The sequence below is a fragment of the Dyella sp. 01N448 genome (assembly GCF_056399225.1).
Window position 1 is genome coordinate 1 of the sequence record NZ_JBFTQX010000029.1, and the last position, 14,443, is coordinate 14,443.

Annotated in this window: 17 protein-coding genes, 1 tRNA gene and 1 other RNA gene; 14 read left to right on the forward strand and 5 right to left on the reverse strand. The window is 64.1% G+C overall.

Going from position 1 to position 14,443, the window contains the following annotated elements; genetic code table 11:
- The first annotated feature begins 579 nt into the window (after positions 1-579).
- The 5 genes from pepQ to cydX all read left to right on the forward strand — a co-directional run bounded on the left by pepQ (position 580) and on the right by cydX (position 5,209).
- Positions 580-1,908: a Xaa-Pro dipeptidase gene (gene pepQ, locus AC1DKY_RS21275; protein ID WP_441605637.1), complete on the forward strand. Its 1,329-nt coding sequence runs from the start codon at positions 580-582 to the stop codon at positions 1,906-1,908.
- Positions 1,909-2,095: 187 nt separating this feature from the next.
- Positions 2,096-2,338: a hypothetical protein gene (locus tag AC1DKY_RS21280; RefSeq protein ID WP_441605638.1), complete on the forward strand. Its 243-nt coding sequence runs from the start codon at positions 2,096-2,098 to the stop codon at positions 2,336-2,338.
- Positions 2,335-3,921 carry a cytochrome ubiquinol oxidase subunit I gene (locus AC1DKY_RS21285; RefSeq protein WP_441605639.1) on the forward strand — a complete coding sequence of 529 codons (1,587 nt, stop codon included), beginning with the start codon at positions 2,335-2,337 and terminating at the stop codon, positions 3,919-3,921. Before AC1DKY_RS21280 ends, AC1DKY_RS21285 begins: the two co-directional genes overlap by 4 nt.
- Positions 3,922-3,931: 10 nt before the next feature.
- On the forward strand, positions 3,932-5,062 hold the full coding sequence (gene cydB / locus AC1DKY_RS21290; protein WP_441605640.1) for a cytochrome d ubiquinol oxidase subunit II: 1,131 nt from the start codon (positions 3,932-3,934) through the stop codon (positions 5,060-5,062).
- 15 nt (positions 5,063-5,077) lie between these two features.
- Positions 5,078-5,209: a cytochrome bd-I oxidase subunit CydX gene (cydX, locus tag AC1DKY_RS21295; RefSeq protein ID WP_121882642.1), complete on the forward strand. Its 132-nt coding sequence runs from the start codon at positions 5,078-5,080 to the stop codon at positions 5,207-5,209.
- Between the two features lie 101 nt (positions 5,210-5,310).
- On the opposite strand, the gene AC1DKY_RS21300 is transcribed toward cydX, so the two are convergent.
- A complete protein-coding gene (locus AC1DKY_RS21300; RefSeq protein WP_441605641.1) occupies positions 5,311-6,615 on the reverse strand; it encodes an aminopeptidase P N-terminal domain-containing protein in 1,305 nt (434 codons plus the stop codon).
- A 2-nt stretch (positions 6,616-6,617) separates the two neighbouring features.
- Complete coding sequence (locus AC1DKY_RS21305) at positions 6,618-7,178, reverse strand: UPF0149 family protein (RefSeq protein ID WP_441605642.1); 561 nt, start codon at positions 7,176-7,178, stop codon at positions 6,618-6,620.
- A 103-nt stretch (positions 7,179-7,281) separates the two neighbouring features.
- Between AC1DKY_RS21305 and AC1DKY_RS21310 the strand changes: the two genes are divergently transcribed.
- The 7 genes from AC1DKY_RS21310 to AC1DKY_RS21340 all read left to right on the forward strand — a co-directional run bounded on the left by AC1DKY_RS21310 (position 7,282) and on the right by AC1DKY_RS21340 (position 11,067).
- The gene (locus tag AC1DKY_RS21310) at positions 7,282-7,521 is read left to right on the forward strand and encodes a TIGR02449 family protein (protein ID WP_441605643.1); all 240 of its coding nucleotides are present in this window, start codon (positions 7,282-7,284) and stop codon (positions 7,519-7,521) included.
- The gene (locus AC1DKY_RS21315) at positions 7,514-7,837 is read left to right on the forward strand and encodes a cell division protein ZapA (protein ID WP_441605644.1); all 324 of its coding nucleotides are present in this window, start codon (positions 7,514-7,516) and stop codon (positions 7,835-7,837) included. The genes AC1DKY_RS21310 and AC1DKY_RS21315 overlap by 8 nt, the downstream gene beginning before the upstream one ends.
- 6 nt (positions 7,838-7,843) lie before the next feature.
- Positions 7,844-8,030: non-coding RNA, 6S RNA (gene ssrS / locus AC1DKY_RS21320), on the forward strand.
- 79 nt (positions 8,031-8,109) lie between these two features.
- On the forward strand, positions 8,110-8,730 hold the full coding sequence (locus tag AC1DKY_RS21325; protein WP_441605645.1) for a 5-formyltetrahydrofolate cyclo-ligase: 621 nt from the start codon (positions 8,110-8,112) through the stop codon (positions 8,728-8,730).
- Positions 8,727-9,191 carry an EVE domain-containing protein gene (locus AC1DKY_RS21330; protein ID WP_441605646.1) on the forward strand — a complete coding sequence of 155 codons (465 nt, stop codon included), beginning with the start codon at positions 8,727-8,729 and terminating at the stop codon, positions 9,189-9,191. Before AC1DKY_RS21325 ends, AC1DKY_RS21330 begins: the two co-directional genes overlap by 4 nt.
- Positions 9,192-9,217: 26 nt before the next feature.
- Entirely contained in the window at positions 9,218-9,856 is a 639-nt protein-coding gene (gene rpiA / locus AC1DKY_RS21335; RefSeq protein WP_441605647.1) for a ribose-5-phosphate isomerase RpiA, read from the forward strand.
- A 158-nt stretch (positions 9,857-10,014) separates the two neighbouring features.
- Entirely contained in the window at positions 10,015-11,067 is a 1,053-nt protein-coding gene (locus tag AC1DKY_RS21340; RefSeq protein WP_441605648.1) for a hypothetical protein, read from the forward strand.
- Positions 11,068-11,379: 312 nt separating this feature from the next.
- Here the strand turns inward: AC1DKY_RS21340 and AC1DKY_RS21345 are convergent.
- The 3 genes from AC1DKY_RS21345 to rplM form a co-directional block, all read right to left on the reverse strand.
- Positions 11,380-11,453 (reverse strand) — tRNA-Gln (locus AC1DKY_RS21345).
- A 66-nt stretch (positions 11,454-11,519) separates the two neighbouring features.
- Positions 11,520-11,912 (reverse strand): 30S ribosomal protein S9, encoded by a 393-nt coding sequence (gene rpsI / locus AC1DKY_RS21350; RefSeq protein ID WP_046972627.1) that lies wholly within the window; start codon positions 11,910-11,912, stop codon positions 11,520-11,522.
- 9 nt (positions 11,913-11,921) lie between these two features.
- On the reverse strand, positions 11,922-12,350 hold the full coding sequence (gene rplM / locus AC1DKY_RS21355) for a 50S ribosomal protein L13 (RefSeq protein ID WP_046972628.1): 429 nt from the start codon (positions 12,348-12,350) through the stop codon (positions 11,922-11,924).
- A gap of 140 nt (positions 12,351-12,490) precedes the next feature.
- Here rplM and AC1DKY_RS21360 point away from each other — a divergent pair, with 140 nt between their 5' ends.
- Positions 12,491-13,699 carry a (Fe-S)-binding protein gene (locus tag AC1DKY_RS21360; protein WP_441605649.1) on the forward strand — a complete coding sequence of 403 codons (1,209 nt, stop codon included), beginning with the start codon at positions 12,491-12,493 and terminating at the stop codon, positions 13,697-13,699.
- On the forward strand, positions 13,696-14,337 hold the full coding sequence (coq7, locus tag AC1DKY_RS21365; RefSeq protein WP_441605650.1) for a 2-polyprenyl-3-methyl-6-methoxy-1,4-benzoquinone monooxygenase: 642 nt from the start codon (positions 13,696-13,698) through the stop codon (positions 14,335-14,337). The genes AC1DKY_RS21360 and coq7 overlap by 4 nt, the downstream gene beginning before the upstream one ends.
- Positions 14,338-14,443: the final 106 nt, after the last annotated feature.

Genomic DNA, 14,443 nt, shown 5'->3' on the forward strand with positions numbered 1-14,443 from the left:
CTACAAAAGAGCGGCCCAACAGCGTCAGAAGTCGCGTGGCTCTTGATGCGGCTCTTGATCTCGGGGTCCCCGTATGACGCGGCGGGCGGGTGGAGGAAAGCCCGAAGGGTGGCCGCATGGATGCGGCCAGTTTTTCGACAGGACAGGGACGTCCTGTCGAAAAACCCCGTAACCCGAGCGCGCACCTGGAGGGCCAACGGCCCGGAAGGCGCGTCATCCGGGGGGCCCTTTCTTTTGGTTACTTTTCTTTGGGCAAGCAAAGAAAAGTAACCCGGCCTCCGGCAGGAGGACGGAAGCCCGCGGCAGGCGAGCCAGATCGCCGTATCGCTAAAACCAAACACCGAGGCTCTGGATGACCAGCCATTCGGCTGTTGAAGAGCGCCTCCGGCCTACGCCGGGATGACGATCAAAAGAACCCAGCCTGCGCAGGACAACGAGCAAGAACCGGGGGTGTGCGTGTGGACGGGACGAAAGCGTCAGCCCCCCCCAACTAGCGATCCCCTCCCCTCCGCGCCATCATGTCTCTCTACCCCACCCGCCCGGCCCAAACACCGCCAGGCGCCGCCTCCCGGAGTCACCATGCACGACCGTCTCGCCTCGCTCTATCCCCAGCACCTCGCCGCGCTGCGCGACCGTGCCGACAAAGCGCTTGCCCTGGGTGGCGGATTCGATCACCTGGTGATCGCAGCGGGGACGCCGTTGCGCAAGTTTCTGGACGACCAGGACTACCCTTTCGTCGCCAATCCGCATTTCCGCCACTGGCTGCCGCTCACGGACACGCCGGGGAGCTGGATCGTCTACACGCCCGGACAGAGGCCGAAGCTGATCTTCCTGCAGCCCAGGGATTACTGGCACGTCGTGCCGGCCGCGCCGAGTGGCTACTGGGTGGAACATTTCGACATCGAGATCGTGCGCGAAGCAACCGACGCCGTGTCGCTGCTGCCGGATGCCAAGACCCGTCGCGCCATCCTGGGACCGGAGTGTCCGAGCGTGCCCGGCGCCGAGGCGAACAACCCGCAGGCGGTGCTCGACTACCTGCACTGGCACCGCTCCTACAAGACCCCTTACGAACTGGAACTGATGCGCGAAGCAAGCCGCATCGGCGCGCGTGCTCATCACGCGGCAGAGCAGGCGTTTCGCGCCGGCGAGAGCGAGTTTGGCATCCACCTCGCCTATCTCGCCGCCGCGCGCCAGAACGACGCCGAGCTGCCTTACTCCAGCATCGTGGGCCTCAATGAGCACGGCGCCGTGCTGCATTACACGCACTTCGACCGCCAGCCGCCGGCACAAAGCCGCTCTTTTCTGATCGACGCCGGCGCCAGCGCTGCGGGTTACGCCAGCGACATCACGCGCACGTACGCCGCGAAAGGCCATGCCGAATTTCAGGCGCTGATCGACAGCGTCGATGTAGCGCAGCGGGGTTTTGCCGCGAAGGTGCGCGCGGGCCAGAGCTATCCGGAACTACATATCCACGCGCATCACGTGCTGGCCGAGGTACTGCGCGAGCACGGCATCGTGCGCATGAGTGCGGAAAGCGCGGTGGCGTCGGGCGTCACCTCAGCGTTCTTCCCGCATGGCCTGGGCCACCCTATTGGCCTGCAGGTGCACGATGTCGCCGGTTTCCAGGCGTCCGAAACCGGCGGCACGATCGCCCGCCCGCAAGGCCATCCTTATCTGCGCATGACGCGTGTGCTCGAAGCGGGCATGGTGGTCACGATCGAGCCAGGCCTGTACTTCATCGACATGCTGCTGGAAGAGTTGCGCGCCAAGCCGGTGGCCAGCGACATCGATTGGGCCCGCGTGGATCGCTTCCGCCCCTACGGCGGCATCCGGATCGAAGACGACGTGGTCTGCACCGACGCCGACCCCGAGAACCTCACCCGCGATGCCTTCGCGCTGATCGGCTGACGCTTTCGCCGGTTGCCAGGGCCCGCCACGCGATGGCGGGCCCTGCTGAAGCTGCCTACATCAAGGCGCCGCCCGCGCAATGCGGCACGGCGTCCCGGCGGCGATCCGCCGCTGCGGCAACCCTCCGCACGACAACTTCACATGGGTTGCGTATGCTCGCCTCAAGGTACAGCTAGGGGCTTGCTGCATGTCCATGCCGTCCGCCGAACCGGTCGTGCCGGTGTCGGCTCCCGTTGACCTGCCGAAGCCGCCGCTGCGTCGCCTGGCGCGCAAGCTGATCGTGTTGGTGCTCGCCAAGATCGTGTTCATTTCGCTGGTCTGGTGGGCGGTCGCCGCGCATTACACACGCCCTGATACCCGTCCCGCCGCCATCGAGCATCTGCTCGCGCCGGCGTCCTCTTCTTCCTCATCGCAAGCAGGCAGCCCATGATCATCGATCCCGAGGTCGTCACGCTCTCACGCCTGCAGTTCGCGCTGACTGCGCTCTATCACTTCCTGTTCGTACCGCTCACGCTCGGCCTTGTGTGGATGCTGGCCATCATGGAAGCCGTCTACGTGATGACCGGGCGCGAAGTCTGGAAGCGCATGGTGCAGTTCTGGGGCGTGCTGTTCGGCATCAACTTCGCCATGGGCGTCGCCACCGGCGTCACCATGGAATTCCAGTTCGGCATGAACTGGGCGTACTACGCGCACTACGTGGGCGATGTCTTCGGCACGCCGCTGGCCATCGAAGGCCTGATGGCGTTCTTCCTGGAAGCGACCCTGGTCGGCCTGTTCTTCGTGGGCTGGGACCGCATGTCGCGCATGGCGCACCTGCTCACCACCTGGTTCCTCGCGTTTGCCACCAACCTCTCCGCGCTATGGATCCTGATCGCCAATGGCTGGATGCAGAATCCCGTGGGTTCGGCGTTCAACGTGCAGACCATGCGCATGGAGGTGACTTCGTTTAGCGAGGTGATGTTCAACCCGGTGGCGCAGGCCAAGTTCGTGCACACGGTGAGTGCCGGCTACGTCATCGGTTCGATGTTCGTGCTCTCCATCAGCGCCTGGTATCTGCTGCGCGGTCGCAACGTGGATTTTGCCAAGCGCTCGATGACGGTGGCGGCGAGTTTTGGACTGGCCGCGGCGCTCTCCGTGGTGGTGCTGGGCGATGAGTCCGGTTACGCCGTATCGGAAAACCAGAAGATGAAGATGGCCGCCATCGAGGCCATGTGGGAAACCGAACCAGCACCCGCATCGTTCACCTTGTTTGGCCTGCCGGATGTGGAGAACCACACCACCCACTACGCCCTGCGCATTCCGTGGGTGATGGGCTTGATCGGCACGCGTTCGATCGACAAACCGATCCCCGGCATCGTCAACCTGGTGGAAGACACCAAGGGCCGCATCAACACCGGCATCCAGGCCTATGACGCGATGCTGGTCCTGCGCGACGACAAGAACAACGCGCAGGCCCAGGCCATCCTCACAGCCCACGACAAAGACATGGGCTACGCCCTGCTGCTCAAGCGCTTCATGGACGACCCGCGCAAGGCGACGCCGGCGGATATCCAGAAGGCGGCGGAAAGCACCATTCCGAATGTGCCGGTGTTGTTCTGGTCGTTCCGCATCATGGTCGGCCTGGGCTTCTATTTCATTGTACTGTTCGCGTTCTCGTTCTGGCAGGCGAGCAAGCGCCAGCTCGACAAGCGTCGCTGGTATCTGAAGCTGGCGCTGTGGAGCCTGCCGCTGCCGTGGATTTCCACCGAGCTGGGCTGGATCGTGGCCGAATACGGGCGTCAGCCTTGGGCGATCGAAGGCGTACTGCCGACTGCGCTGGGCGTGTCCAGCGTCACCACGGGACAGGTGTGGACCTCGCTGGGCGGCTTCGTGCTGTTCTACAGCGTGCTGGCCATCATCGACGCCGTGCTGATGGTGAAGTACGCGAAGAAGGGGCCGGATGGCCTTGGCTTGTGGCCACCGTCCGAACCCGTGCCGCCCATCACCAACGTTGCCGCCCACGCAGGCGCCTGAGGAGAACGTCATGTTCGACTATGAAACGCTACGCGTGATCTGGTGGGCCTTGCTCGGCGTCTTGCTGATCGGCTTCGCCATCATGGATGGCTTTGACTTCGGCATCGCCGCGCTGCTGCGCGTGCTGGGCAAAACCGAAGACGAACGACTGGTGATGCTGGAAACCATCGAGCCCACCTGGGAAGGCAATCAGGTGTGGTTCGTGCTCGGCGGCGGTGCGGCTTTTGCCGCGTGGCCGCAGCTGTATGCGGTGTCGTTCTCGGGCATGTACCTGGCGATCTTCCTGGTGCTGCTCGCGCTGATCTTGCGGCCGGTGGGCTTCAACTTCCGCGGGAAGGTGCACGATCCGCGCTGGCGTACGCTGTGGGATGGCGTGCTGACGACGTCGGGCATCGTGGTGATGCTGATTTCCGGCGTGGCCTTCGGCAACTTGTTCCTGGGCGCACCGTTCCAGTTCGACAACGACTTGCGCATGACCTGGCACGGCAGCTTCTTCGAGCTGCTGCATCCCTTCGCGCTGATGGCCGGTCTCGTCTCGCTGAGCATGCTGCTGGCGCACGGCGCCTGCTGGGCGGCCTACAAGGCCGACCATGTGGTCGCTGATCGTGCGGTGCGCGTCGCGCGCTGGGCCACGCTGGCCTATGTAGTGGTCTACGTCGCGGCCGGCATCTGGCTCGCTTACGGCGTGGCGGGTTACGCGATCGTGGGGCCGGTGGTGACCGACGGCGTGTCCAACCCCCTGTTCAAGCAGGTTGCGCACGGCAGCAGCTGGTTTGCCAGCTACCTGCAGCATCCCTCGTTCTGGCTCGCCCCGGTGGTTGCTTTCGCCGGCGCGATCGGCGTGCAGCTCACGGTCGGCAAGAAGGGCTTGGGCGGCTTCCTGTGCAGCAGCCTGATGGTGGCGGGCACGATACTTTCCGCCGGGTTCGCGCTGTTTCCGTTCCTGCTGCCTTCTCGGCTGGATCCGCGTTCCAGCCTTACCGTGTGGGATGCCTCGTCGAGCAAGGGCACGCTGGGCCTGATGCTGGCGATGACGCTGATCTTCATGCCGCTGATCATCATCTACACCAGCTGGGTGTACCACGTGATGCGCGGTCGCGTGACGCTGGAGCACGTGCGCCATTCCGGCAGCACTTACTGAGAGAGGAACGACGCCATGTGGTATTTCTCCTGGATGCTCGGCCTTGGCCTTGCCTGCGCGTTCGGCATCCTCAACGCGATGTGGTACGAGGTGCACGCGGACGATGAGGCGCATCAGCGCAAGGAGCCGCGTCCGGCCGGCAAGTGAGGAAGTGATTCTATGGTGGGAGCGCACCCTGTGCGCGACTGCGTCGAGCTTGCATGCCGCGGCAGTCGCGCACAGGGTGCGCTCCCACAGAGGTAGGTCGGTCAACGCGAGGCCAGCAAGGCCTCGATCTCATCCGCATCCTTGGGCACGTCACGCGTCAGCACGTCATTGCCTTCCTTGACCACCGCCACATCGTCTTCGATGCGGATGCCGATGCCGCGCCAGCGCTCGGCCACGGTGAAATCGCCCGGCGGCACGTAAATGCCCGGCTCCACCGTCACCACCATGCCGGGTTCGAGCACGCGGGGCTCGCCATCGACGCGGTAGTCGCCCACGTCATGCACGTCCAGGCCCAGCCAGTGGCCTGTTTTAGCCGGAAAGAAGCGCTTGTAGCTCCCTTCGGCGATGGCGTCGTCGGCCGAACCTTTGAGCAGACCCAGCGCGCACAAGCCTTCGCAGATCACCCGCACGGCGGCTTCGTGCGCTGCATTGAACGCGCGCCCCGGCAGCACTTCGTCGATCGCCGCCAGCTGCGCCGCCAGCACCACTTCGTACAGCGCCCGCTGTTCGCGGCTGTAACGACCACTGATGGGAAAAGTGCGCGTGATGTCGGAGGCATAGCAGTCCACTTCGGCGCCCGCATCCACCAGCAACAGATCGCCATCGTGCAGCACGGCGCGGTTGGCGGTGTAGTGCATCACGCAGGCATTGGCGCCGCTGGCCACGATGGGCGGAAAGGCGGGAACCGCGCCGTGACGGCGCATCACGCGGAGAATTTCCGCCTCGACTTCGTATTCATGGCGCCCGGCGATGGCCGCGTGCATCGCCGCCCGATGTGCTTCGGCCGCGATGTTGGCGGACGAACGCATCAGCTTCAGCTCGCCACGCGATTTGTACAGGCGAAGATCGTGCAGCAGGTGCCCCAGCGCGACAAATTCCTTCGGCACCACACCGCCGCCGCGCAACTGGCGCAGGCGACGCATCCAGCCCAGCAGGTGGGCATCGAACTCCGGCTCGCGGCCGAAATGGCAGTACACGCGCGCCCTGCCCTCGATCATGCCGGGCAGGATGTCGTCGATATCGTCGATGGGAAACGCGTCGTCCATGCCGTGCTCGCTGACGGCGCGGTCGGTGCCGATGGACTCGCCGTGCCAGCGCTCATGTTCTTCATCGCGCTCGCGACAGAACAGCACGGCCTCCCCGTGCTTTCGCCCCGGCATCAGGGCGAGCACCGCTTCGGGCTCGGGGAAACCCGAGAGATAGTGCAGGTCCGAGTCCTGGCGGTAGGGCCAGTTGGCGTCCGCATTGCGCACCCGCTCAGGTGCGGCGGCAACCAGCACCACCGCGTCATCGCCCGCCATGCGCATCAACTGGCGGCGGCGACGGGCGTATTCCTCGGACGACATGGTCAATGCACGGTGTCGCTGTTCGGGCCGCGATTGGAACATTCGGCAAACAACAGCATCGCGCCAAGGCGCACGAATTCATGCACTTCGATCAGCGAATCCTCGTCCTCGGCTTCATCGCCGAACTCGAACGACGAGGCCGCGATGGTGCCCAGGTCCTTGAGGATTTCCTGTGCCTCTTCGGACAACTTGCTATGCGTTTCCGCACCAGCCAGGCCGAAGCCGCCGAGAAACCCCCGACACCAGTCGACCAGGGCATCGGCCCGTTCGGTCAAGGGACGATCGTCGGCCGGCAACATCGGCTCGAAGCCCAGTTCCGGATCGGCCAGCTCGGCCTGGGTCTGCTTGACCAGGCGATCGAGCACGCCCTGATCACCGGCCGACGGGGTGGCCGCTTCGGCATCCAGGTGCAGTGCTTCGACCAGCGACTGGCGCCCGATCCGACCGCCTCCCGCCAGGAAACCGCATAGCGATCCATGCAGGCCGCTGGCGTCTTCCGCCAGCTGCAGACGGGCGGCGGCAGCGTCCAGTTCGTCGTAGCCGATCAGCTCGTTCGCACTCATGGCCTGGTTCCTCTTCAAGACAAGCGGGCAGTTTAATGCACTGGTTCCCGAAACGTCCTTGAGCCTGCTGCTTTGGCCAGACCTCCTGCTATAGTTCCGGCCCATGAGCGCGCCCGATTCCGTCAAGCCAGATCCTGTCAAGCACGAGCTTGCCGTACTCGGCGAGCAGGTCGATCGCCTGATCGACGCGGTACGCCGTCTTACGGAAGAAAACCGTAGCCTGCGTCACAGCCAGGAACAACTGGCCAGCGAACGGGCCGGCCTGATGGCGCGCAACGAACAGGCGCGCAGCCGCGTCGAAGCAATGATCCAGCGACTGAAGGCGCTTGAGAGCAATGGCTGAGAGCAGCGTGGGTACCACCGCCAACGAACCGGTCGCCCTGCGACTGGTGGATCGCGAATTCCTGATCGCCTGCGCGCCGGAAGAGCGCGAAGGGCTGCTGGAATCGGCCGCCTACCTCGATCGCAAGATGCGCGAATTGCGTGCCAACGCCAAGGCGCCAGGCTTCGATCGTCTCGCCGTACTTGCCGCCATCAGCGTCACCCATGAGTTCCTTGCGCTGCGCAAGCAGCACACTGGCTCTGATCAGAGCGTGACTGACGGTATTACTGCACTGCGTCGCAAGCTTGAAGCGGCACTCGACGGCACCATAAAATAGTCACGGCGTTATCTGCGGTGTGCGCCAGCACACTCTTACATTTGCCTTGTTCCTAAATACGGCCCCGGGTCGGCTTTTCATCGGTTGTTGTGCATGTCCGCCGCGTGCGGAAAGCCTCGAGACCATGTCGCCCTCCCACCTGATCCATCGTGGATCAAGGTCGTTCGGTGGGCAGCGGCATCGCGGTTAACGCCACCTATTCCTTAACTTACGGCGCCCTTGGGCGCCGTAAGTTCGAAAGGCCACTCGCTCGCACCGCAGGAGACGCGAACGTGGACGCCAACGCCCAGCGACGCGAACTACGCCGGCAACTGGCCGAACAGCGCCGGGCCCTGGCGCCGGTCCAGCGCATCGCCGCCGCCCAGGGGCTGCGCCGCAGCCTCGATCAGCTTCCCGAATACCTCACCGACGCCCGCGTCGCCGGTTATTGGGCCCACGGCGGCGAACTGCCGCTCAATCTGATCATTCCGCCGCTGGCGACGCGGGGACAGCAATTCCTGCTGCCGGTGATCGGTCCGAATCATCAGTTGCGGTTTGCACCGTGGCAGTCGGGCGAAGCCGTCCAGCCCAATCGTTTCGGCATTCCCGAACCCGCCGAGCCGAAGGAACTGCTGGAACCCTTCCAGCTCGACCTTGTACTGGTACCGCTGACCGCCTTCGATCGTCGCGGCAACCGGCTGGGTACGGGTGGCGGCTACTACGACCGCGCGTTTGCCTTCCTCAACGAACAGGTGCGCCCCACCGAACCGCTGCTGGTTGGCATCGCTTATGCGTTCCAGGAACTGCCCGAGATCGATGAAGAGCCCTGGGATGTGCCGCTCGATTTCATCGCCACCGATCGCGAACTGATCGACTGCCACGCCACGCGCGAAGATGGAGAGGCGCACGCATGAGTAAAACCACGCAGTACTGGCTGATGAAATCGGAGCCAGACGCTTTCTCCATCGACGATCTCAAGCGCAAAGGCCAGGAACACTGGGACGGCGTGCGCAACTACCAGGCGCGCAACTTCATGCGCGACGGCATGCGCGTGGGCGACAAGGTTTTCTTCTATCACTCCAACTGCGCCGAGCCCGGCATCGTGGGCATTGCCGAAGTCGCCACGGATGCCTATCCCGACCCGAGCCAGTTCGATCCCAAGAGCAAATATTTCGACCCCGGCAGTTCGCGCGACAATCCGCGCTGGATGCTGGTGGACGTGAAGTTCGTCAAGAAGTTCAAGCACACCATCACGCTCAAGCAGCTGCAGGCCGACCCCGCGCTCGCCGACATGGCGCTGGTGCGCAAAGGCAACCGACTCTCCGTCATGCCGGTAGGCGCCGAGGAATGGCGCCATATCCTGACGATGGAATAACGCTTACCTCTTATCGGATCCACATCATGAGCGCCAACGAAAAACGCCAGGCCGGCGAAGCCGCCATCCGCTACGTCGAGAACGGAGCCATCGTGGGCGTCGGCACCGGCTCCACCGTCGCCTTCTTCATCGATGCCCTCGCGGACCTCAAGGACCGCATCGAAGGCGCGGTGTCCAGCTCCGAGCAGTCCACTGCACACCTCAAGCGCCTGGGCATCCCGGTGCTCGACCTCAACGCTACCGGTCCACTGAATCTCTACGTGGATGGCGCCGACGAGTGCGATACGCACAAGCGCCTCATCAAGGGCGGCGGCGCTGCGCTCACGCGCGAAAAAATCATCGCCGAAGCGAGCGCCAAGTTCGTGTGCATCATCGACTCGAGCAAGCAGGTGCAGTTGCTCGGCAAGTTTCCGCTGCCGATCGAAGTGATACCGATGGCGCGCAGCCTGGTGGGCCGCGAGATCGTCAAGCGCGGCGGCACGCCGGTGTGGCGCGATGGCGTGGTGACCGACAATGGCAACTGGGTGATCGATGTGCACGGATGGCAGATCGTCGATCCGGTGGGGTTGGAGAATGACCTCAACCAGATTCCGGGCATCGTCACCGTAGGCCTGTTCGCGCGGCGGGCGGCGGATGTGGTGTTGGTGGGTGATCGGGTGATGTGATTGCCTGCCCGGGACTATCTGCGTCATGAAGAACGCCGGCCCGAGGGTCGGCGTTTTTCGTTGGCGGAAGGAGTGCCCCTCGAGCACCGCCTCAAAACGGCGGCCGGCCCTGCTGCTAGCAATCGCTTATCCTCGGCGAAACAACGGGGAGGAACGACATGGACTCGATGGTTTTCCCACGCCGATTCGCCATGTTCACCGGCGCCACGGTCACCGTAGCGTCGATGATGTTGGCAACGCTGATCGCCTGCACTCCGATGCACGCGCAAGCCACGGAGCCGGCACGAGAAGATCAACAGTCCTTTCTGATGCGTGCGCTTTTTTCCAATGGCCGCCTTTGGCTGCTCTCCGATGCGGGGGAGCTGTCGACCATCGCTCAGGACGCCGATAAGCGCGTCACACTCGATTTTCCCGAGCCCGTTCTTGACGTTTGCGCCACCGGTACCGGGGTTCAGGTCATTACTGGCACCAACACCGGTGACTGGACGATTCGCCAGTGGGATGGAACAAGATGGAATGCCACCTCAACCGTGGCACGCCAGGATGACGGCTTGGCCGCCATGAATTGCGGCGCTGATGACACGACTCTGCTGACGTCGGCACGCGTCATCCAGCTCGCAAAGAGCGGCTCGGCGCGGATCACGAAACTTTCCGCGGAGCTGCCTTTTGGCAGCGTCACCGCCATGCTCGACACTGGCACGACCCTGCTGGTCGCCATCAATGCCGGCGAATGGGGCGGCGGACTGCAACGTATCGACAAAGCCAGCGGGGTCGTCACCGCCATCGAGCGCAAGGACGGCAGCGACCTATGCAGCGGCCCTTTGAACGCTGCATGCGATTCGGTCCACGGCATCGCCACCGAACCATGGAACACGAGATGCAATGCTGTGGCCGTTGGGCTCGTCCATTTGGTTATGGAGCGCGGGGGCATCGTCGAGGTGTGTGGTGACGAGGTGCGCTCGCTCTTCGAGAAGCGCTTCAGCACCTCGTTCGCCATCAAAGGTGGAAAACGTGGACAACTGCCGCAGACCGTAGCGTTTTTTGGCCTCACCGCCAGCGGCGGCTCACTCTGGGCCGTCGGTACGGATGGTCTTTACAGGATCGACTCCATTGAAGGCGACCAAGGTTCCGTTGCCAACATTCAGGACAGTGGATGGCATCGACGTCAGTTTCGACAATCCACAGCTCGTTCTGGTGATGACCCGCCTTAACCAGAGGCACGCGGTAAGCGGTGCGACTCCGATGCTGGTGCCGCGATAGTGGCGTGCGGGTTTGCGGGCTCGCCGCTCGTCTCCTGACCCTCCCAAAAAAATGAAAAGCCCGCCAGTTAGGCGGGCTCTCTATTGCGTGGGGCCTGGGGATTGTTCGCCCCATCCATGGGGCTCACCCCTACGCGCTTCGCGCTACGGGGCCAGCGCTGCGCGCTGTCCAAATTTGTTCCTGACAAATTTGTCGAACGGGGTCCGAGTCCTCTACCTCCCAGTCAAAATAAAAGGCCCGCCATTTAGGCGGGCCTTTTATTTTGGCTGGGAGACTAGGATTCGAACCTAGATAAACGGAGTCAGAGTCCGTTGTCCTACCGTTAGACGATCTCCCAAAACCCTGCGGAGCGGTGCGCTCTGACTTGGTGCACCGGACCGTCGAAGCAACTCTCCGAGGAGAATTAGCGCTTCGAGAACTGGGTAGCGCGGCGGGCCTTATGCAGACCGACCTTCTTGCGCTCGACCTCGCGGGCGTCGCGGGTCACGAAGCCAGCCTTGCGGAGCTGGGACTTCAGGCTTTCGTCGTACTCGATCAGGGCGCGAGCGATGCCGAGGCGGATCGCACCGGCCTGGCCGGTGATGCCGCCGCCGGCGACGGTCACGTTGACGTCAAACTTGTCGGTCGCTTCGATCAGCTCAAGCGGCTGACGCACGATCATGCGCGAGGTTTCACGACCGAAGAACTGGTCGAGAGTCTTGCCGTTAACCGTGATCGCGCCACTGCCCTTGCGCAGGAACACGCGAGCGGCGGAGGTCTTGCGGCGGCCGGTGCCGTAGTTCTGCTGGATCGCCATAATGATTCCTTAGAGTTCCAGCGCCTGCGGCTGCTGAGCGGTATGCGGATGTTCGGCACCGCCGTACACCTTGAGCTTGCGGTACATCGCGCGGCCGAGCGGATTCTTCGGCAGCATGCCCTTGACGGCGATTTCGATGACACGCTCCGGATGCGTGGCGAGCAGGTCCTTCAGACTCATGGTCTTGAGGTTGCCGACGTAGCCGGTGAAACGGTGGTACATCTTGTCGTCCAGCTTGGCACCCGTGACGGCCACCTTCTCAGCGTTGACCACGACGATGTAATCGCCGGTGTCGACGTGCGGGGTGAATTCCGGCTTGTGCTTGCCACGCAGACGGCGGGCGATCTCGGTCGACAGACGACCGAGCGTCTTGTCCGTGGCGTCAATCACGAACCAATCGCGCTTGACGCTTTCCGGCTTGGCGCTGAACGTTTTCATTTCAGAATACCTAGTCTGCCGCCTCTAGGGCGGTTCACATAATCGGTGGAACAAAGGCGCGAGATGATAACGGAGTTTTCATCAATCGCGCAAGCCCACCGACCGGTGGGATGCGAGCTGGCAATGATAGCATGACGACCATGGCGCTTGAAAAGCCCCCACACACTCGAAAACAGAAGATCGCCTCTCTTGCCGACCAGTGCGTGCAGTGCGGCCTGTGCCTTCCCACCTGCCCGACCTACGGTCTGGATGGTAATGAAGCGGAGTCTCCGCGCGGCCGTATCGCCATTGCCGCCGCGCTGGCGCGGGGCGACGCGGGGCCCACGGACGCCCTGCGCATCCATCTGGATCACTGCCTGGGGTGTCTCAATTGCCAGCGCGTCTGCCCGGCCAACGTCAAGTACGACGAACTGCTGGTGGAGACCCGGGCGCTGATTGGCCCGTCGCCGCGACGCCCCAAGCAGCTGCTGGCGATGCTCAAACAACCCAGCCTGTTGAGACTGGCGGCCCGCGTGGGCGGCTCGACCGGCCTGGCGCACTGGAAGCAGCGACTCGCCGACCGCCTGCCAGCCGCGTCGGCATGGCGCGCCGCGCTGGAAACCTGGTCGGACGCGGAGCATGCGCCCGCCCCGCCAGCACCCAAGAACCAGGACGTCGATCAACCTGCCGTCGCCCTCTTTCCCGGCTGCGTGGCGAGCGTTGAAGACGAAGCGGCCGAACGCGCCACCATCACCCTGCTCCAGGCGGCGGGCTACCGCGTGGAACGATTGCCCGCCTTCTGTTGTGGCGCCATGGACCTGCATGGCGGCGACATGGACACCGCCGATCGCCTGGCCGAACGCGTGCGCGACAGCTGGCAACGCTCCGGCGCGACCCAACTGGTCAGCGTGACGCCCGGCTGCCTGGGCACCCTGCGCCGCGCCCTGCCCGATGTCGCGGTGAGCGACCCGGTCACGCTGTTGGCGGAGCGTCGGGATCGCCTCGTCTTCCGTCCGCTGCAGCGCCGCGTCGCCGTGCATTTCCCCTGCACTCAGATCAATGTCGCCCGCAGCGAATCGGCCCTGCAGGATCTGCTGCGGCAGGTGCCCTCGCTCGATCTCGCGATGGTGCCGCGTCCACCCCATTGCTGCGGCGCGGCCGGCTCGCACATGCTGGAGTTTCCCGAACGCGCGGCACGGTTGCGCGAGGGCGTGCTTGGACAAATTGCCAGCTTGGCACCCCAGCAGCTGTTGTCGTCCAATATCGGTTGTCGCCTGCACCTGGCTGCGGGCATGGATAAGCAAGGCGAGCACTGGCCGACCATGCATCCGCTGACCCTGCTCGCGCAGCAACTGGAGAATTCGCCATGAACGCACGCACGCTCTCCCCGCTCGACCGCCTGCTGTCCGGCATCGAACGCGCGCTGGAAACCGTGTCCGGCGCACCGGAAGCGGCCCGCCCCTCGCCCGCCGATGCTTTCGATGAAGCGGATATGGACGATGCCGAACGCCGCCACGCCGCGGGCCTGATGCGCATCAACCATACCGGCGAAGTCTGCGCCCAGGCGCTGTATGACGGACAGGCCGCCCTGGCCCGCAACGACGACATCCGCGAACACCTCCAGCACGCGGCCGCCGAAGAAACCGATCACCTGGCCTGGTGCGCCGACCGCCTGAAAGAACTCGACAGCCGCCCCAGCCTGTTCAATCCGCTGTGGTACGCCGGCAGCTACGCCATTGGCGCGATCGCGGCACTGGCCGGTGATCCGGTGAGCCTGGGTTTCGTGGTGGAGACGGAGCGGCAGGTGGAGGCGCATCTCGAAGAGCATCTCGACAAGCTGCCTGCCCAGGACGAGCGTTCGCGCGCCGTGCTGTCGCAGATGCAGGCCGATGAGATCCGTCATGCACACAACGCGCGCGAGCGCGGCGGCATCGACTTGCCGTTTCCGATACCGGGCGTGATGCATTTGACGTCGATGGTGATGAAGGCGGTGGCGTACCGCATCTGAACACCGGCTCTTTGTGGGAGCGCACCCTGTGCGCGACAGCCGCAAGAGCCGGGCATGCGGGGGTGGTCGCGACGACTTTGAAATGAGGMACCTGGTGGGTTGCGGT